The sequence below is a fragment of the Stutzerimonas stutzeri genome (assembly GCF_000219605.1).
GTDB classification, from domain to species: domain Bacteria; phylum Pseudomonadota; class Gammaproteobacteria; order Pseudomonadales; family Pseudomonadaceae; genus Stutzerimonas; species Stutzerimonas stutzeri.
The window spans coordinates 4,036,816-4,056,140 of the sequence record NC_015740.1; the positions used below are offsets into that span (position 1 = coordinate 4,036,816).

General features: G+C 66.1%; 14 protein-coding genes. 7 read left to right on the forward strand and 7 right to left on the reverse strand.

Annotated elements, in window-relative coordinates; translation table 11 throughout:
* Positions 1-6: 6 nt before the first annotated feature.
* Positions 7-858, reverse strand: coding sequence for a flagellar motor stator protein MotA (gene motA, locus PSTAB_RS18640; protein WP_013984186.1), 852 nt, complete (start codon positions 856-858; stop codon positions 7-9).
* A gap of 164 nt (positions 859-1,022) precedes the next feature.
* On the opposite strand from motA, the gene PSTAB_RS18645 reads away from it, so the two are divergent.
* The 6 genes from PSTAB_RS18645 to PSTAB_RS18670 all read left to right on the forward strand — a co-directional run bounded on the left by PSTAB_RS18645 (position 1,023) and on the right by PSTAB_RS18670 (position 9,632).
* Entirely contained in the window at positions 1,023-2,546 is a 1,524-nt protein-coding gene (locus PSTAB_RS18645) for an HDOD domain-containing protein (RefSeq protein WP_013984187.1), read from the forward strand.
* Between the two features lie 47 nt (positions 2,547-2,593).
* Positions 2,594-3,409, forward strand: a complete 816-nt coding sequence (locus tag PSTAB_RS18650) for a rhodanese-like domain-containing protein (protein ID WP_013984188.1) — start codon at positions 2,594-2,596, stop codon at positions 3,407-3,409.
* 11 nt (positions 3,410-3,420) lie between these two features.
* The gene (gene asd / locus PSTAB_RS18655; protein ID WP_011914808.1) at positions 3,421-4,314 is read left to right on the forward strand and encodes an archaetidylserine decarboxylase; all 894 of its coding nucleotides are present in this window, start codon (positions 3,421-3,423) and stop codon (positions 4,312-4,314) included.
* A 144-nt stretch (positions 4,315-4,458) separates the two neighbouring features.
* The gene (locus tag PSTAB_RS18660; protein ID WP_013984189.1) at positions 4,459-6,297 is read left to right on the forward strand and encodes a hypothetical protein; all 1,839 of its coding nucleotides are present in this window, start codon (positions 4,459-4,461) and stop codon (positions 6,295-6,297) included.
* Between the two features lie 61 nt (positions 6,298-6,358).
* On the forward strand, positions 6,359-8,425 hold the full coding sequence (locus PSTAB_RS18665; protein ID WP_013984190.1) for a GGDEF/EAL domain-containing response regulator: 2,067 nt from the start codon (positions 6,359-6,361) through the stop codon (positions 8,423-8,425).
* A gap of 133 nt (positions 8,426-8,558) precedes the next feature.
* Complete coding sequence (locus PSTAB_RS18670; RefSeq protein WP_013984191.1) at positions 8,559-9,632, forward strand: NAD(P)-dependent alcohol dehydrogenase; 1,074 nt, start codon at positions 8,559-8,561, stop codon at positions 9,630-9,632.
* 49 nt (positions 9,633-9,681) lie between these two features.
* Here PSTAB_RS18670 and serB read toward each other — a convergent pair whose 3' ends face one another.
* Entirely contained in the window at positions 9,682-10,896 is a 1,215-nt protein-coding gene (gene serB, locus PSTAB_RS18675) for a phosphoserine phosphatase SerB (RefSeq protein WP_026006670.1), read from the reverse strand.
* Positions 10,897-11,088: 192 nt separating this feature from the next.
* Here serB and PSTAB_RS18680 point away from each other — a divergent pair, with 192 nt between their 5' ends.
* A complete protein-coding gene (locus PSTAB_RS18680; protein WP_013984192.1) occupies positions 11,089-12,618 on the forward strand; it encodes an AhpA/YtjB family protein in 1,530 nt (509 codons plus the stop codon).
* A gap of 158 nt (positions 12,619-12,776) precedes the next feature.
* Here the strand turns inward: PSTAB_RS18680 and PSTAB_RS18685 are convergent, their stop codons facing one another.
* The 5 genes from PSTAB_RS18685 to parE form a co-directional block, all read right to left on the reverse strand.
* Positions 12,777-13,484 (reverse strand): PqiC family protein, encoded by a 708-nt coding sequence (locus tag PSTAB_RS18685; protein ID WP_017246547.1) that lies wholly within the window; start codon positions 13,482-13,484, stop codon positions 12,777-12,779.
* A 182-nt stretch (positions 13,485-13,666) separates the two neighbouring features.
* Complete coding sequence (gene parC / locus PSTAB_RS18690) at positions 13,667-15,919, reverse strand: DNA topoisomerase IV subunit A (protein ID WP_011914815.1); 2,253 nt, start codon at positions 15,917-15,919, stop codon at positions 13,667-13,669.
* Complete coding sequence (locus PSTAB_RS18695; RefSeq protein ID WP_013984193.1) at positions 15,916-16,443, reverse strand: retropepsin-like aspartic protease family protein; 528 nt, start codon at positions 16,441-16,443, stop codon at positions 15,916-15,918. The genes parC and PSTAB_RS18695 overlap by 4 nt, the downstream gene beginning before the upstream one ends.
* On the reverse strand, positions 16,440-17,423 hold the full coding sequence (locus PSTAB_RS18700; protein ID WP_013984194.1) for an esterase-like activity of phytase family protein: 984 nt from the start codon (positions 17,421-17,423) through the stop codon (positions 16,440-16,442). The genes PSTAB_RS18695 and PSTAB_RS18700 overlap by 4 nt, the downstream gene beginning before the upstream one ends.
* Complete coding sequence (gene parE, locus PSTAB_RS18705; RefSeq protein ID WP_013984195.1) at positions 17,420-19,306, reverse strand: DNA topoisomerase IV subunit B; 1,887 nt, start codon at positions 19,304-19,306, stop codon at positions 17,420-17,422. The genes PSTAB_RS18700 and parE overlap by 4 nt, the downstream gene beginning before the upstream one ends.
* Between the last annotated feature and the right edge of the window lie 19 nt (positions 19,307-19,325).

The following is a 19,325-nucleotide window of genomic DNA, read 5'->3' on the forward strand; positions in this document are numbered from 1 at the left end:
CGAACCTTAGCTGCCACGCATGGCTTGCTCGAGCTCGGAGAAGCTCGGGCGGTGCGCCGGATAGAGAACCTTACGGCCGAACTCGACGGCCAGGCTCGGCGGCATGCCGGACGCCGAGGCCACCAGAGTCGCCTTGATCGCCTCATATACGTTCAGCTCCTCCTTGGCATCGTGCTCCAGCGCCGCCGCCAGCGGGCCGAAGAAGCCGTAGGAGGCGAGAATACCGAGGAAGGTACCCACCAGCGCCGACCCCACCTTGTAGCCGATCATCGCGTTGTCCGCCTCAGCGAGGATGGACATGGTGATCACGATACCCAGCACCGCCGCGACGATACCCATCGCCGGCAGGCCGTCGGCCACCTTGCTGACCGCGTGGGCCGGATGATCGAGTTCCTCCTTCAGGCTGGTCAGCTCCATGTCGAACAGGCCTTCCAGCTCATGGGGCGCCATGTTGCCGGAAGACATGATGCGCAGGTAGTCGCAGGTGAAGGCGGTCATCCGCTCGTCCTGCAGGAAGCCCGGGTACTTGCTGAACAGCGGGCTCGCGGCCGGGTCCTCGAGGTCAGCCTCGATGGCCATCATGCCTTCACGGCGGCTCTTGTTCAGAATCGCGTAGAGCAGGCTGAGCACTTCCAGGTAATAGGCGTGGGTGAAGCGCGTGCTGAACATCTTCAGCGACTTCTTGAAGACGATCATGGTGGTGCTGCCCGGGTTGGCCTGCAGGAAGCCACCCAGCGCCGCGCCGCCGATGATCATCACCTCGAAGGGATGGATGAGCGCGCCGATCTTGCCGCCGGATAGTACGAACCCGCCCAGCACGCTGGCGAACACGACGATGATGCCGATGATTTTGACCATAGGAGGTACGTCTGGAACCTGATTACGAGCCGTTCGGACTGCGGCAACAACTGCCGCAAAACCCCGCCGTACGGCCTTGCAGAAGGAATGTTGGAAGAATTGTTCTGGTTATCGGAACTTTTGCGCCAGACTAAAGGCCATCCCGATGAAAAGCTAGTTCGGCCATGACCACCACACCCCCGCTGCCCCGTACGCTACCTGCCTGGATCAAGGCACTCGATGACGCTCCCCTGCCCGCCTTCGCCGCCGTTCATGGCAAGGTGCGCCTGGCGCTGCGCGACGCCAGCAAGTCGATGCGGCAGATTGCCGAGCTGATTCAGGACAGCCCGGTGCTGGCGCTGCGCTTCATTCAGGAAGCCAATCGCGGCATCGGCGATGGCCAGCCAGCGGAAAGCCTCGAGGTCGCGCTCAGCCGCATCGGCCTGCAACGCGCCGAGGCGCTGCTGGCTCGCATACCGGCGATGGAGGCCCAGGACATGCCGCGGCCGCTGCGTCAGGTGGTGCTGATCAGCCGGCATGCCAGCCAGCAGGCCAACGGGCTGTTCGCCGCCCGCCTCGCACGGCTGTGGCAGGACATCCACTGGGGCAGCCTGCTGTTTCTCGCCCCGGCCTGGGCGCTGGTCGGCGCCTATCCGCTTCTGCTGGACGCCTGGGAGCAGCGAGTGCTGGTCAAGGGCGAACCGGCCAGCCGCGTCGAGCGCGAACTGCTCGGCGTTTCCCTGCTGGAACTGTGCCTCGCGCTCGCTGAGCACTGGCGCCTGCCGGACTGGATCATTCAGGGCTACCGCCTGCTGGGCGCCGACCGGCGCAGGCTGATCAAGGCGCTGCACATTGCCCACGACAACGAGCACCCGCTGCACCAGCAGCAGATGCTCGACGCCGATCCGGAATTGCGGCGCTGGCTGACGCTGCCGAGCAACACCATCGTACTGGCCAACGGCCTGGCGCTGTCGGCGCACCACAGCTGGAGCGGCATCCACAGCCTGCGCTGGCAACGTCTGGCCGGGCTGTATCTGCAGGTCCCGCTGGGGGAATTGCAGCAGATGGTGCACCAGCAGGCGGTCATCAGCGCCCGCGATTTCGGCGCGACCGATCTCTGGCACCCCGCCCAAGGGTTGCTGTGGCCGAGTGGCAGCCGCTTCCAGGTGTTGCGCGAAGTGTCCGCGGCCACATCTGCACCGACGGCCGATCTGACCGAATGGCGCGAGCACTGCCGCCGCCTGCTTGCCGAACCCAGCCCGTTCAGCAACGTGCTGCAGCTGACCGCCACCGCCAGCCAGGCCCTGACCAGCGCCGGCATGCAACGCTCGCTGGTATTGCTGGTGGATCGCAAGCAGAACCGCCTCGTCGCCCAGCAATGCGTCGGCCTGCCCGGCGATGCCGCACGGTTGACGCTTGCACCGGAGCAGAGCCAGGTCGTGCGTCGCCTGCTGGAAAAACCGGCCCAGCTGCGTCTGCAGCCGGCCAACATGGCACAGTTTTCCGCGCTGCTGCCCGGCGGCCTCAAGGCACTGTTCGCCGGCGAACACCTGCTACTGCGCTCGCTGGGCGTCGACGGCCGGGTATTGATGCTGGTCGTGGCCGATCAGAACGGCGCGCCGCTGTCCGACGCCAGCGTGCAAACATTCGCTAAAACATCACAATGCATCGAGCGCGCTTTGAGTCTGTTCGGCAGGCGCGGGGGCTGAGCTTTTTCGCTAGACTTCGCCCCTTCAACGACTAGTCGAGGCCTGCCGTGTCCGCCTTTTCCAATCTGCCACTGGTGATCGAGCCCGCCGATCTAGCCACCCGCCTCGATGCGCCCGAGCTGATCCTGGTCGATCTGACCAGTGCTGCCCGCTATGCCGAAGGCCACCTGCCGGGCGCCCGCTTCGTCGACCCCAAACAGACCCAACTGGGCCGACCGCCCGCACCAGGCCTGCTGCCCGAACAGGCGCAGCTGGAACGGGTGTTCGGCGCGCTGGGCCATCGCCCCGATGCGGTGTACGTGGTGTACGACGACGAAGGCGGCGGCTGGGCCGGACGCTTCATCTGGTTGCTCGACGTGATCGGCCACCGGCACTACCACTATCTCAACGGCGGGCTGCATGCCTGGCTGGACGAAGCCCGTCCGCTGAGCCGGGAGATACCCGAAGCGGCGACCGGTACACCGCACCTGGTCGTGGACGACGCCCCGACCGCCACCCGCCGCTACATCGAGAGCCGCCTCGGCGCCGACGACCTGGTGATCTGGGACGCCCGCTCGCCGGCCGAATACCGCGGCGAGAAGCTCTTCGCCGCCCGCGGAGGCCATATCCCCGGGGCGGTCAATTTCGAGTGGACCGCCGCCATGGACCCCGCCCGCGCGTTGCGCATCCGCGAAGACATCGCCGAGCGCCTGCTGGCACTGGGCATCGTTCCGGACAAGGAAATCGTCACCCACTGCCAGACTCACCACCGCTCCGGCTTCACCTACCTGCTGGCCAAGGCGCTGGGCTATCCCCGCGTCAAGGGCTATGCCGGTTCCTGGGCCGAATGGGGCAACCTGCCTGACACCCCGGTGCAGCAATGAAAAGGACACACATGAAAGACCGCCTGTTCGTCATCAGCCAGTATGTGCTGCCGCATCACCTGATTTCCCGCCTGGCCGGCTGCCTGGCCGAATGCCGCCTGCCCTGGGTGAAGAACACGTTCATCAAGTGGTTCGTCCGGCATTTTCAGGTCGACATGCGCGAGGCGCAGATCGAGGAACCGACGGCCTACGAACATTTCAACGCCTTCTTCACCCGCGCCCTGAAGGACGGCGCCCGTCCGCTGGACAGCACGCCCGGCGCGATCCTCAACCCCTGCGACGGCGCCATCAGCCAGCTCGGCAAGATCGAGCAGGGCCGCATCTTCCAGGCCAAGGGCCACAGTTTCAGCGCCATGGAGCTGCTCGGCGGCGATCATGAGCGTGCAGCACCGTTCATGGGCGGCGCCTTCGCCACGGTGTACCTATCGCCCAAGGACTACCACCGCGTGCATATGCCGGTCAGCGGCACGCTGCGGGAGATGGTCTATGTGCCGGGGCGGATCTTCTCGGTCAACACCGTCACGGCGCAGGGCGTGCCAGAGCTGTTCGCGCGCAACGAGCGGGTCGTCTGCCTGTTCGACACCGAGCACGGCCCCATGGCGATGGTTCTGGTGGGCGCGATGATCGTTGCCAGCATCGAGACCGTCTGGGCCGGGCTGGTGACCCCGCCCAAGCGCAGCCTGAAGACCTTCCGCTACGACGAAGCGGCTCGCGCGCCTATCCACCTGGAAAAGGGCGCGGAGATGGGCCGTTTCAAACTGGGCTCCACCGTGATCCTGCTGTTCGGGCCGGACCGCGTGCGCTGGGCCGAACAGCTCGGCCCGCTGAGCCCGGTGTGCATGGGCGAGTCGCTGGGTCAGGCGGCGATCACCGCAGCCGCGAGCGAGGCCATCGAGCTTCAGTAAAAGGCGGGGCGCGACATTTCGGTAGCCCTCGGCTGCCGAATATCGGGTAATATCATCGAGCCATCATTTAGTCCTGCCCGTGCCGGCAGATATTGATAGAGTTCACATTACCCATGCCCTGAGCCGCCGCGGAGTCCGCCCGTTTTGGATAGACAGAGCCATCATCTGCTGTTGCGCGCACCCGCACCGACTCGGCAGACCCTGTCCTTCTGTGACGCCAGCGTTCGCGGTGTGACCGGCTGGCTCGCCGGCCTGCCGAAAGCCAACATCGGCGAGACCGCGCGCCAGCTCTATCAAGCGCTGATCGAGCTCAATCAACTGCGCATCGCCTCCGACACCCGCCTGCAGTTGCTCGAGCTGCTGCGTCCGGATGTCGACTTCGTCTGCAACCAGCTGGAAAAACACTTCGTCAACCAGCCGATCGTGCTCAGCGAGCGCCCGCGCAAGGTCGCCGGGCTCTGCCAGGCGTTGCAGAACCACTTGGCGGTGGGCTACAAGCTGATCGTGATACGTGTGGTCTCGCAACCCGATCGCGAGCGTCACCAGCTGCTGTCCATCGCGCTGCAGCGGGCCATCCACTGCCTTGGCGCACTGCTGATCCGCTCGACCCAGCTTTACGGGCCAGCGGCACCCGGGCTATGGCTGGAGCTGCACCAGCTCTACCAACTGGCAGTGGAACAGGGCACCGAGCGCCTGCTCATCCGCGACCCGCTGGCCCGTCATGCCAAGGGGTTGAGCGCGGAACAAAGCTATCTGGCATCCCTGCTGCTCGGCTGTGCGCGCTGCAATCAGATGCGTCAGCAGAGTATCGTCAAGCTCGCCGCCGCGCTGGAGGCCTGGAGCGGCATGGCGCAGATCCAGGCGGTCGGTGCCGCCGGCAGCCTGTTCCTGTTTTCCCCGCTGGTCGATGGGCCACCGCGCTACCGCTCGCTGTTTCCCGAGCGGGAGCAGCAGAACCTGCTCGGTATCAGCACCCAGCCACTGGTGGAAGTCATCGAGGAGCATCTTCGTCTGGCGCCGGACAATCGCCAGCTGACCCGCCTGCCCGCGGCGGCTGGGCTGGACGATGACCTGCTGCGGCACCTCTGCTCCGCCTGGGGCGCAATTTCCGAACGCACCTTTCAGCGCATCCCTGCCCAAGGCAGCCTGACCCTGTGCATCGGCATGACCGCGCTGCACTATCAACTGGCCGGCCAACGCCCGTTCAATGAAGTCCTGGAGCTGCAAGGCACCTCCAACCGTGCGGTGTTCAAGCTGCATAACGGCGCGGCGGATGTCTGGGCGAATGCCTTCGACGCGCAGAGCAGTACCGTCGAGCTGCTGCCGACCCATGACCATATCGAATTCGTCAGCCCGAACCTGACGCGCACGGCCGCCGCCAAAACCGCCGCGCCCGCCAGCGCTCAACCCAGGCGGCCGAGCGAGACGGAAAACCATCCCCTGTATCAGGTGCAGCTGGTCGACCACAGCCCCGGCGGCTACTGCCTGGCATGGGAAGGCGAAGTGCCCGGCCAGCTGCAGACCGGCGAGCTGCTGGGGCTGCGCGAGGGCAGCTCGCAGAGCTGGAGCATCGCCGTGGTGCGCTGGATACGCCAGGTGCGCGGCGGTAGCACGCAGATGGGGGTCGAGCTGATTGCGCCCCAGGCCCAGCCGTGCGGGTTGCGCCTGCTGCGCAAGGATGACCAGGGCAGCGAATACCTGCGCGCCTTGCTGCTGCCGGAGATCGGTGCGATTTCCCAACCGGCCATGCTGATCGCACCGCGCCTGCCCTTCCAGGAAGGCCACAAGGTCCTGATCAAGCGTGAGGGCGAGGAACAGCGCGCCGTGCTCAATCGGCGGCGCACCGGCACCGGCAACTACAACCAGTTCGAATATCGCTCGCTCGGGCAGGTGGCGCCGGAGCGAGAGACACCTGTCACAGGCTGGAAAACCCACACGGCGGGCGGGGATGAAGATTTTGACTCACTCTGGAAGTCGCTGTAGATTGCCGACTCTCGCATTCTTGCCTGCCCGCGCCGCACCGGCGCGCACTTAAGCTGTTGCCATGGCCCTGCAAAAGAAAACCATCCGCCTGCTGATTCTCGAAGACTCGCAGAACGAGGCCGAGCGTCTGGTCAGCCTTTTCCGCAATGCCGGACAGGCGACCCGGGTGCATCGACTGACGTCCAGCGACGACCTGGCCGAAGCCCTGACGCAGACCTGGGACCTGCTGATCAATGCACCGCAAAGCGAGAACCTCGACCCCAGCGAGGCGATCGGCGCCATTCGCCGGCAGGCCAAGGACATCCCGATAATCCAGCTGACTGCCGGCAACGATGCCGAAGCGATCACCGAAGCATTGATGCTCGGCGCCCAGGATGCGCTGCCGCAGGGCGAGGATGAGTGGCTCCTGCTGGTGGCCAACCGCGAGCTGGCCAACCTGGAAGAGCGTCGCGCACGACGCTCGGCGGAAGTGGCGCTGCGCGAGGCCGAAAAGCGCTGCCAGTTGCTGCTCGACAGCTCGGTGGATGCCATCGCCTATGTGCACGATGGCATGCACATCTACGCCAACCGCGCCTACCTCGAGCTGTTCGGCTACGACGACGTGGAGGATCTGGAAGGCATGCCGATGATCGACCTGATCGCCGGCACCGACCAGAGTCGCTTCAAGACGTTCCTGAAGAACTACCAGACCCTCGAAGGCGCCGCCGAGCTTGCCTGCGGTGGTGTGCGCGCCGACGGCGACACGCTAAAGACACGGATGATCTTCTCGCCGGCGGCCTACGACGGCGAGCCCTGCATCCAGGTCGTGATCCGTGCCGAGAACGACAGCGCCGAACTGCAGAAACTGCGCGAAATCAGCAGTCAGGACCCCGTGACCGGCCTGCTCAACCGCAACAGCTTCCTCGAAGTGATGGATGCCGCCGTCGAGCGCGCCGTGAACGCCGGACAGAGCGCCAGCCTGGCCTATGTTCGCGTCGACCGCTTCGCCGCGCTGCAGGCGGACATCGGCCTGGCCGACTCGGATGAGCTGCTCAGTCAGCTGGCCACCCTGCTGCGCGGACACTTTTCCGGCGACAGCCAGCTGGCACGCTTCGCCGACGAGGTGTTCACCGTGCTGCAGCCCGGCCTCACTCCGCAGCAGGCCGAACCCGAACTGCGCAAGCTGCTGAGCAAGGTCGAAGGCCATCTGCTAGACGTCGGCGGCCGCACGGTGCAGACCACCCTCAGCATCGGTGTCGCCGGCCTCGACGAAAAGACCGCCAAGGCGCAGGACGCCATCGAGCGCGCACACCGCTGTGCCGATGACCTGAGCGATGGCAATGCGCTGAAAATCTACAACCCGGCCGACGAGCTGGCCGCCGCCGCCAACCGCGGCGACATCATCGCCATGCTCAAGCAGGCCCTGGAGAACAACAGCTTCCGCCTGCTGTTCCAGCCGATCATCAGCCTGCGTGGCGACAGTTTCGAACACTACGAAGTGCTGCTGCGCCTGCTCGATCCGCAAGGCGTGCAGGTACCGCCCAGCGACTTCCTCAGCGTCGCCAGCGAGGCGGGCCTGGCCACCAAGATCGATCGCTGGGTCATCCTCAACTCCATCAAGCTGCTGGCCGAACACCGCGCCAAGGGCCATCGCACACGGCTGTTCCTGCACCTGTCGGCTGCCAGCATCCAGGACGCCAGCCTGCTGGCCTGGCTGGGCGTCGTGCTCAAGGCGTCGCGCCTGCCGGGCGATTCGCTGGCCTTCGAATTGGGCGAAGCCGACGCCGTGGCCTACCTGAAGCCGGCCAAGGCGCTGGCGCAGGGGTTGGCCGGGCTCGGCTGTCGCATCGCGCTGTCCCAGTTCGGCTGCGTGCTCAACCCGTTCAACACGCTCAAGCATCTGGACGCCGAGTTCATCAAGGTCGACGGCTCCTACACCCAGGACCTCACCCGCCAGGAGAACCAGGAAGCCCTGAAGGCACTGCTGGCCGAGCTGCATGAGCAGCAGAAGCAGAGCATCGTGCCCTTCGTCGAAAGCGCCACGGTACTTGCCACCCTCTGGCAGGCCGGCGTCAGCTATATCCAGGGCCACTACCTGCAGGGCCCGAGCCAGTCGATGGACTACGACTTCTCCTCCGACGAAGAATGACCTCCGGGCTGGCCCCCGCCAGCCCGAAGACTGTCTCCTGCGCCAACTCGCCCTGACTTGATCGCGGTCATCCGCCGGCTTCCACGCTGGGCTAGAGTGTCCGGACGTCTTCACTTCCAGGAGGAGTCGCACCATGGCCATGATGAAAGCCGCCGTGTTCGTCGAGCCGGGCCGCATCGAACTGCAGGACAAGCCCATCCCCGAGATTGGTCCCAACGATGCGCTGCTGCGCATCACCACGACCACCATCTGCGGCACCGATGTCCACATTCTCAAGGGTGAATACCCGGTCGCTCCCGGCCTGACCATCGGTCACGAACCGGTGGGCATCATCGAAAAGCTGGGCAGCAACGTGAAGGGCTACCAGGAAGGCCAGCGGGTGATCGCCGGCGCCATCTGCCCCAGCTTCACCTCCTACGCCTGCCAGGACGGCCTGCCCGCTCAGGATGGCGGCTGCTCCTGCCATGGCTACAAGCCCATGGGCGGCTGGCGATTCGGCAATACCATCGACGGCACTCAGGCCGAATACGTGCTGGTGCCCGATGCCCAGGCCAACCTGGCGCCGGTGCCGGACGCGCTGACCGACGAGCAGGTGCTGATGTGTCCGGACATCATGTCCACCGGTTTCTCTGGCGCCGAGGCGGCCAATATCAAGATCGGCGATATCGTGGTGATCTTCGCCCAGGGCCCGATCGGGCTGTGCGCCACCGCCGGCGCCCGGCTGCGCGGCGCTGGCACCATCATCGCGGTGGACGGCGTGGATGCGCGGCTGGATATCGCACGCAAGATGGGTGCGGATGTGACGCTCAACTTCCGCAATGTGGATGTGGTGGAGGAAGTGCTGAAACTGACCGGCGGCCGCGGCGTCGACGCCTCGATCGAGGCGCTGGGTCTGCAATCGACCTTCGAAAGTGCGCTGCGGGTGCTCAAGCCGGGCGGAACCCTGTCCAGTCTGGGCGTCTACTCCAGCGACCTGAGCATTCCGCTGGGCGCCTTCCATGCCGGCCTGGGCGACAACAAGATCGTCACCTCGCTCTGCCCCGGCGGCAAGGAACGCATGCGCCGACTGCTCAATGTGGTGGCGTCCGGCCGCGTCGATCTCGCCCCGCTGGTCACCCATCACTACGCGCTGGACGATATCGGTGCCGCCTATGACCTATTCGCCAATCAGCGCGACGGTGTGCTGAAGGTGGCGATCAAGCCCTGACGACCCTTGTGCTGGCCGGGCGCGCCGTTCGCCGCCCGGCCGGTGCGCATCACTCCGAACCCTCGCGGTCGCGGAAGCCCAGCAAGTAGAGGATGCCGTCCAGGCCCAGGGTGGAGATGGCCTGCTTGGCCGACTGCTTGACCAGCGGCTTGGCACGGAAGGCGACGCCGAGCCCGGCGAGGCCGAGCATCGGCAGGTCGTTGGCTCCATCACCCACGGCGATGGTCTGCTCCAGGCACAGTCCTTCCTGCTCGGCCAGTTGGCGCAGCAGATCGGCCTTGCGCTGGGCATCGACGATAGGCTCGACCGCCACGCCGGTGACCTTGCCGTTTTCGATCTGCAGCTCGTTGGCGAATACGTAGTCGATGCCCAACTTGGCCTGCAGCTGCTTGGCGAAATAGCTGAAGCCGCCGGAGAGGATCGCCGTCTTGTAGCCCAGGCGCTTGAGCTCGGCGAACAGCACCTCGGCACCCTCGGTCAGGCGCAGGCTGGCGCCGATATCGGCCAGCACGTTTTCCGACAGCCCCTCGAGCAGCGCCAGGCGCTCCTTGAAGCTGGCGCGGAAATCCAGTTCGCCGCGCATCGCGCGCTCGGTGATCTCCGACACCTGCTCGCCAACGCCAGCGGCCTTGGCCAGCTCGTCGATGACCTCGGCCTCGATCAGCGTCGAGTCCATATCGAACACGGCCAGGCGACGGTTGCGCCGGTAGACCGAATCGCGCTGGAAGGCGATATCGACGTTCAGCTCCTGCGCCACGCTGAGGAACTCGGCACGCAGTGCGGCCGTGTCGGCCGGCTCGCCGCGCACGGAGAGCTCGATGCAGCCCTTGCCCCGCTCTTCGGGCATGTCCAGCGGCATACGCCCGGACAGCCGATCGATGTGGTCGATGTTGAGCCCGTACTTGGCGGTGATCGAGCTGACCCGCTGCAGCTGCTCGGCGGTGACCTTGCGCGTCAGCAGCGTGACGATGTGCCGGGCCTTGCCTTGCCCCGCGACCCAGTGCTGGTAGTCAGCCTCGGAAACCGGCGTGAAGCGCACCTGCTGGTCGTGCTTGTAACCCATGAAGAGCACGTCCTTGAGGACCGACGAAGCGCGCTCGTTATCCGGAATCTCGATCAGGATGCCGAACGACAGCGTGTCGTGGATCACTGCCTGGCCGATGTCGAGAATGTTCACGCCACCCTGGGCGAGCACGCCGGTAATGGCCGCGGTCAGGCCCGGGCGATCTTCACCGGTGATATTGATCAGGACGATTTCGCGCAAGGCGCAGCTCCCATGGCAGGCAATGAAGGCCGGCATTCTACATCAGCTGGCAAGGGGGCTGGACAGCCGCCACCGCCTCCGCACGCGCAGCGCCGGCGGCGCAATTCGTCAGCTTACCGTTGCAGACCTTTAGCGCCCCCCGCGCTATCCGTATACTGCTCGGCAATTTCCCGACGAGAAGAGCCGCGCTCTGTGAACCGGCCCGCATCCGTAAAGCCAGACAACTTCTTCCTCATGCTCTATCGCGCCGTGCGCCAGCACCGCGTGCCGCTGGTGTTGCGCATCGCCGCCCATACGCTGCTGCTGGTGGCGTTGGCGCTGATCATCTACGCCTGGGTGATCGGCATGCAGTTCAAGCACGCCATGGCGCAGCAGGCCGATGCCCTCGGCCAGAGCCTGGTCACGCAGACTGCCGCCTCGGCCACAGATCTGCTGGTGGCCAACGACATCCTCAGCCTGAACGTGCTGCTGAGCAATCTGGTGAAGAATCCGCTGGTCGCCCACGCGGCGATCTACAGCGTCGACAACCGCGTGCTGGCGGAGTCCGGCACGCGCCCGCAGAAGGGCCTGCTCGGCGATGACAGCGGCCTTTATTCGACCCCGATCAGCTTCCAGGAGGTAATCGCCGGCCACCTGCGCGTCAGCCTCGACATGCAGCAGTTCCAGCAGCCGATGACCATCAGCCTGCAGAGCATGGGCCTGCTCAGCCTGATCCTGCTGGCCCTGACGCTGATGCTGAGCCTGCGCCTCGGCCGCCAACTGGCGACACCGTTGATGCAGATGCGCCTCTGGCTGCGCGATCCGGATGATCCTGCGCCGGGTGCCGGGCGCCAGGACGAGATCGGTGACCTTGCGCGCCAGTTGCAGGCACGGCTGGTGCCGGAAAAGCCCGAGCCGGAACTCGACCTCAGCGATGCGCTGGATGACGACTATTTCGAGCGGGATGATGATCGCGCCATCCCGCAGCGCACGCAATCTCGCCCCGAACGCTTCGACATTGATCTGGACGATGACGAGCCGCAGCGCCCGGCACGACTGTCGGCCAACTTCGACGACGACGAACTGGAGATCGCCGACGACGAACCGCCATTCGATAGCCCGACGCCAGCCAGCAGCGCGCCGCAGCCTAGCGTTCCGCGTTCGACCCGTAGTGCCGTGCTGGCCATCCAGCTCGGCGCCCAGGACCAGCTGCGCCGCCTGCCGCGGCCTCGCCTGACCGAGCTGCTGCAGCGCTACCGCGATTGCCTGCAACAGGCCGCCACGCTCTACCAGGCCGAGCTGCACACGCTCAACGACGGCAGCAGCCTGATGCTGTTCCACAGCCAGGACGACGAGCAGAACTACCTGACCCATGCGATCTGCTGTGGCGAGCTGATGCGTGCGCTGGCTCATGCACTGCAGATCGACGTCGCCGACAGCGGCATCACGCTGCAGCTGCAACTGGGCCTGACCCAGGGCGATGGCCTGTTCGACCTGAGCCAGGGCGACCTCTTGCTCAGCGAGCCGGCACAGGCGGCACTGGACATGTCGCTGCACAGCCGCAACCTGTTGCTGGTCGAAAGCAGCATCAGCGAAGACCGGCTTATCCAGCAACGCGCCCGCATCCGCCCGATCGCCAGCCCCGAAGGTGCCTGCTGCGTCGAGCGCCTGCTGGACCCCTACCCTTCTTTGCTGGAACGCCAACTGGCCCGGATGCACGAGCTGCGCAGCCGCACCTACTGACGCGCTCGCGGGCGAGCGCCCGCTGCCAGCAAGGCGGGCTGACGATTGGCGAAGGCGGCAGTGCATCTCGCCGACGCCTCCTCCACCCGCAAAAAAGAAAAGCCCGACCAGGATCACCGGTCGGGCTTTTTCAGTCGTACTTCCACCACTCAGCGGTGTCAGAAGCGGAAGACTTCCAGGTCGGTTCGGATCGGCTCGGCCGCCGGAATGCGCGGTGCCGGCGGTTCGGCCGACTTGCTCACCTGTGGCTTGGCCGGCGCCGGCTTGGGCGGCGTCTTGGCGACCAGCGCGGGCTCGACCGCCCCGGCCACCATCTCGCTCAGGCGCTGCAGCAGGGCGCTCTGCGCGCGCACCTGATCGGCGGTGGTGCCGAGGTGCTCTTCCTGCAGGCGCACCAGACGGCTGCCCAGATGCTTGCCGGCCTTGTCGCGCAGACGCCACTGCGCCTCGAGTACCGCCGGGTACGCAGGCCCGGAATCGAGGCGGGTGATGGACAGCTCGATCTGTACCTCCGGCGCGAAGCCTTCGTCGGCGGGACCGAGCACCAGGCTTTGCGTATCCAGGCGCCAGGCCAACTGGCGCAGCATGAGCTGCTCGATATCGGCCTTGAGGCTGCCCGCCCAGCGGGCCTGCTGATCATCGGCAGCCAGGCTGCCGTCGGCCAGACGCTGCAGCAGCGCATCGCGCTGCAGATAATCGGCAAGGGTAACCGGCGCCAGCAGCACGGCCGCGCCATCGATCCGCTCCGGCACCTCGGTGGTACCGCTGTCCAGGCGATACATGGGTGCCGGCTGCAGACCGACACAGCCGGTCAGGCCGATGCTGGCCAGCAACAACACAGTCGGAACACGCAGCAAGTTCTTCATTACCGTCATAACACCACAGTTCAGGCCACTGGCGACCCTCTCGGCCGCCGTCGCCTCGTGCCCATGTCGCGTCGGACAGCATGTCGTCGACGCGCAACTAGGCACCGGGCAAAACGCCGCAGGCTGGAAAGGCCGCTATCTTCCGTGAATCTGGCCGTCGATTCCAGCGCCAATGCACATTGTCACACTTCTACCAGCAGGCCTTCGACGCGCTGGAAGCCTCGCGGCAGCTTGTTGCCGCGCCTGCCACGTTCGCCCTTGTAGTGCTCGAGATCCTCGGCCTTGAGCGACAGCGTGCGCTTGCCAGCCTGCAGGACCAGGGTGGCGCCAGCCGGCAGCACGGCGAGATCGACCAGATACTCCTCGCGACTGGCCACCCGCTCCCCGGGAATGCCGATGATCTTGTTGCCCTTGCCCTTGCCCAGCTGCGGCAGATCACGCACCGGGAAGACCAGCAGGCGGCCTTCGGTGGTGACCGCGGCAAGCCAGTCGTCCTCGCGGCTGGCCAATGGTCGTGGTGCGACGACGCGGGCGCCGGCCGGCAGGGAGAGCAGCGCCTTGCCAGCCTTGTTCTTGGCCTGAAGGTCCTCGCCCTTGACGACAAAACCATAGCCGGCATCCGAGGCGATCACATAGAGCGCTTCATCGTCGGGCAGCAGCACGCATTCGAAGCTGGCGCCTGGCGGCGGAGTCAGCCGGCCGGTGAGCGGCTCGCCCTGGCCACGTGCCGATGGCAGCGTGTGGGCTGCCAGCGAGTAGCTGCGGCCGGTGGAGTCGATGAACACCGCATACTGGTTCGAGCGGCCCGCCGCCGCCGCCTTGAAGTTGTCGCCGGCCTTGTAGGAAAGCCCGCCAGCATCGATGTCGTGACCCTTGGCGCAGCGCGCCCATCCCTTCTCGGAAATCACCACGGTAACCGGCTCGGACGGCAGCAGCTCGTTCTCCGTCAGGGCTCGGGCCTCGGCGCGCTCGACAATCGGCGAGCGGCGGTCATCGCCATAGGTTTCGGCGTCTTCCAGCAGTTCCTTGCGCACCAGCTTCTTCAGCTTGGCTTCGCTGCCGAGCAGTGCCAGCAGCCGCTCGCGCTCCTTGGCCAGCTCGTCCTGCTCGCCGCGGATCTTCATCTCTTCCAGACGCGCCAGCTGGCGCAGGCGGGTGTCGAGGATGTAGTCAGCCTGAAGTTCGGACAACTCGAAACGCGCCATCAGCACCGGCTTGGGCTGATCCTCGGTTCGGATGATGTGGATCACCTCGTCGAGGTTGAGGAACGCCACCAAAAGGCCTTCCAACAGGTGCAGGCGCTTTTCCACCTTGTCCAGGCGGAACTGCAGACGACGGCGCACGGTACCGATGCGGTAGGTCAGCCACTCGCTGAGCAGGGTGCGCAGGTTCTTCACCTGCGGCCGGCCGTCGAGGCCGATGACATTGGTGTTGACCCGGTAGCTGGATTCCAGGTCGGTGGTGGCGAACAGGTGCTGCATCAGCGCCTCGACATCGACCCGGTTGGAGCGCGGGATGATGACGATGCGGCAGGGGTTCTCATGGTCCGACTCGTCACGCAGGTCGGCCACCATCGGCAGCTTCTTGGCCTGCATCTGCCCGGCGATCTGCTCGAGCACCTTGGAACCGGACACCTGGTGCGGCAACGCGGTGACCACGATATCGCCGTCCTCGACCCGGTAGACGGCACGCATGCGCACCGAACCACGGCCGGTTTCGTAGATCTTCAGCAGGTCCGCACGCGGCGTGACGATCTCGGCCTCGGTCGGGAAATCCGGCCCCTGCACATGTTCGCAGAGCTGCTCGACGCTGGCACTCGGCTCGTCGAGCAGACGCACGCAGGCGGCGGCGACTTCGCGCAGGTTGTGCGGCGGCACGTCGGTGGCCATGCCCACGGCGATGCCGGTGGTGCCGTTGAGCAGCAGGTTGGGCAGCCGCGCCGGCAGGGTCGCCGGTTCGTCCAGGGTGCCGTCGAAGTTCGGCACCCAGTCCACCGTGCCCTGCCCCAGCTCGGACAGCAGCACCTCGGAATAGCGTGACAGGCGCGCCTCGGTGTAGCGCATGGCGGCGAAGGACTTGGGATCGTCCGGAGCACCCCAGTTGCCCTGACCGTCGACCAGCGTGTAGCGGTAGCTGAACGGCTGTGCCATCAGCACCATGGCCTCGTAGCAGGCGCTGTCGCCGTGCGGGTGGAACTTGCCGAGCACGTCACCGACGGTACGCGCGGACTTCTTGTGCTTGGCGTCGGCGTTCAGGCCGAGTTCGCTCATGGCATAGACGATGCGCCGCTGTACAGGCTTGAGGCCGTCGCCGATATGCGGCAGCGCGCGATCCATGATCACGTACATGGAATAGTTGAGGTAGGCCTGCTCGGTGAAGTCGGCGAGAGAGCGCCGCTCCACGCCGTCCAGGCTCAGGTCGAGGGATTCGCTCATGGTCGATCCGTTACATGCTGGCGCAGCACCAGGGTGCCGGCGCGCTGGGTGAATTCAAGTTGTTTCAGGGCGCTCATGCCGAGCAGAACCTGTTCGCTGCGAAAGCCGGGGGCGACGATGGCGCGGACGTCGCGCAGCACGATGTCGCCCAGGCTGAGGCTATTCAACACGGTGCGATAGCCGGTGGTCTGGCCGTTGGCGGTGTGCAGCATCACCGGCGCACCGCGGGACAGGCCCAGCCGCTCGGCCAGCTCGGCCGGCACGGCGACGTCCGTGGCGCCGGTGTCGAGCAGAAAGGTGACCGTTTCGCCATTGATCTTGCCGCTGGCGACGAAATGCCCCTGGACGTTGCCAACCAGCTGCACCTCGATCTGCTCGCCATGCAGCTGGGATACCGGCTGGCGATTCGGGTTGAGGCGATCTTCCTCCCAGGCAGCGAAGAAGCGCGTCGCCAGGTACAGCCCGACGCCCCAGGCGAGCACCAGCATCACCCGCCCGGCACGACGCCCGGCCGTCTGGCTCACGGCCGCGCCATCCAGCCGCCGCTCGGTGCGGCGAAACGCCAGACGATGGGTCGCTTCTCGCCGTCGCCGCGCGCCTTGCCGTTGTTGTCGACGCCGATCCAGGCCCCTTCGGCGTCGATCCACAGCGCCTCGGCATTACCGAACGGCTCGCGGTAGCGGCGCTCCTCGGTCAGCGCCTCGGCGGCGAACGACCAGCAGCGTTCGACCGTCCCGTTCGCCGGGCTGCGCCGGCAGACCCGATATGCAGAGGGCTCCAGCACGAACAGCTTGTCGTTGAAATAGGCCAGGGCCGAGAAGCTGCGCGGCAGCGGCGTATCGCCGAGCGCCGCGGGCGGCTGCTGATGCCCGCCCTGCGCCATCAGCACACAACCGCCGGTGCACTGCCAGCTGCTCTGCTTGCGGTGCATCACCAGCAGCCCGCGGCGTTCGCGCTCGGCGGCCAGCCACATGCGTTCGGCTTTCGGGTCGACCGCAATGCCCTCGAACAGCGCGTTGAAATGCCAGAGCATGCCGCTGGCCCGGGCCTGACGAACCAGGGACTCGGGCAGGCGCAGCCATTCCGCCGTGCCGGCCGGGCTCACCCGCAGCACGGCGGCATGCGCCTCGCTGACGACGTAGCGATTGCCCAGCGCATCGCAGCTCAGCCCTTCGAAATCGAGGTGGCCGCCACGCACATGGCCACTGAGCCAGGCGCGCATGCGCATGCCCCAAGGCAAACCACTATTGGGCGGCGGGCCGGCTTCGAAGCGCTCCGGTTCGGCCTGCCAGGGCGAGACGCTGGTATCGAGCCGGTACAGCACGTCGTCTTCGCGGTCGGATACCGCCCATAACGCATCCCCGCACCAGGCCATTCCGGACAGATTGCCGCCGCTCATGCCCTGCACGGGATGCTCGCTCAACAGCTTCAGCTCGGGCGCCGGCTCGTTGGCCCAGAGCGGTGCCGAAACCAGGCTCAGCAGCGCCAGCCCACGGCGGATCAAACCAGCACCTCAGCCAGGTTGCCCTTGGACTCGAGCCAGCTCTTGCGGTCGCCAGCGCGCTTCTTGGCCAGCAGCATATCCATGACTTCGCGGGTGCCCTCGAAATCATCCAGGGTCAGCTGCACCAGCCGGCGGGTGTTGGGGTCCATGGTGGTCTCGCGCAGCTGTGGCGGGTTCATTTCGCCGAGACCCTTGAAGCGCGTCACCTGCGGCTTGCCGCGGCGCTTCTCGGCCACCAGCCGCTCGAGGATGCCGTCACGCTCGGCCTCATCCAGCGCATAGAAGATGTCCTTGCCCAGGTCGATGCGGTACAGCGGCGGCATGGCCACGTAGACATGACCGGCCTCCACCAGCGGGCGGAAATGCTGGACGAACAGGGCGCACAGCAGGGTGGCGATATGCAGGCCGTCGGAGTCGGCGTCGGCGAGGATGCAGATCTTGCCGTAGCGCAGCTGGGCCAGATCGGTGGCGCCCGGATCGACGCCGATGGCCACGGCGATGTCATGTACTTCCTGGCTGGCGAGCACCTCGCCGCCGTCGACCTCCCAGGTGTTCAGGATCTTGCCGCGCAGCGGCATGATCGCCTGAAACTCCTTGTCCCGCGCCTGCTTGGCGGAGCCGCCGGCCGAGTCGCCTTCGACCAGGAACAGCTCGGCGCGCATCGGGTCCTGCCCGGCGCAGTCGGCCAGCTTGCCCGGCAGCGCCGGCCCTTGAGTGATCTTCTTGCGCTCGACCTTCTTGCCGGCCTTCAGTCGACGCCCGGCATTGCTGATTGCCAGCTCTGCCAGTTGCATGCCCAGCTCCGGGTGGGCATTGAGCCAGAGGCTGAAGGCATCCTTGACCACGCCCGAGACGAACGCCGCCGCCTCGCGTGACGACAGGCGCTCCTTGGTCTGCCCCGAGAACTGCGGCTCCTGCATCTTCATCGAGAGGACGAAAGCGATGCGCTCCCAGATGTCTTCCGGGGCCAGCTTGAGCCCGCGCGGCAGGAGGTTGCGGAACTCGCAGAACTCGCGCATGGCGTCCAGCAGGCCCTGGCGCAAGCCATTGACATGGGTGCCGCCCTGAGCCGTGGGAATCAGGTTGACGTAGCTTTCCTGAACGCTCTCGCCGCCCTCCGGCAACCAGAGCAACGCCCAGTCCACCGCCTCGGTATTGCCCGCCAGGGCGCCGACGAAAGGCTCGTCGGGCAGGCGCTGGTACTCACTGACCGAGTCCACCAGGTAGGAGCGCAGGCCGTCCTCGTAGTGCCACTCGACCTTCTCGCCGGTGCTCTTGTCCTCGAAGCTGACGCTCAGCCCCGGGCAGAGCACGGCCTTGGCCTTGAGCACGTGCTTGAGCCGGCTGATGGAAAACTTCGGCGAGTCGAAATACTTGGGATCGGCCCAGAAGCGCACGCTGGTGCCGGTGTTGCGCTTGCCGACGCTGCCGATCACTTCCAGATCACTGGCCTTGAAGCCGTCGGCGAAGCTCATGCGGTACTCGTTGCCGTCGCGCTTGACGGTCACCTCGACACGGGTCGACAGCGCGTTGACCACGGAGATGCCGACCCCGTGCAGACCACCGGAAAACTGGTAGTTCTTGTTGGAAAACTTGCCGCCCGCGTGCAGCTTGGTGAGGATCAGCTCGACGCCCGGCACCCCTTCCTCGGGGTGAATGTCCACCGGCATGCCGCGGCCGTCGTCGATCACTTCCAGCGAGTTGTCTTGGTGCAGGATCACCTGGACCGAGCGGGCATGCCCGGCGAGGGCTTCGTCGACACTGTTGTCGATGACTTCCTGGGCCAGGTGATTGGGCCGCGAGGTGTCGGTGTACATGCCCGGGCGCTTGCGCACCGGATCGAGGCCGGAAAGAACCTCGATGGCTTCTGCGGTATAAGACATCTGTCGGGTACGGTCCTTA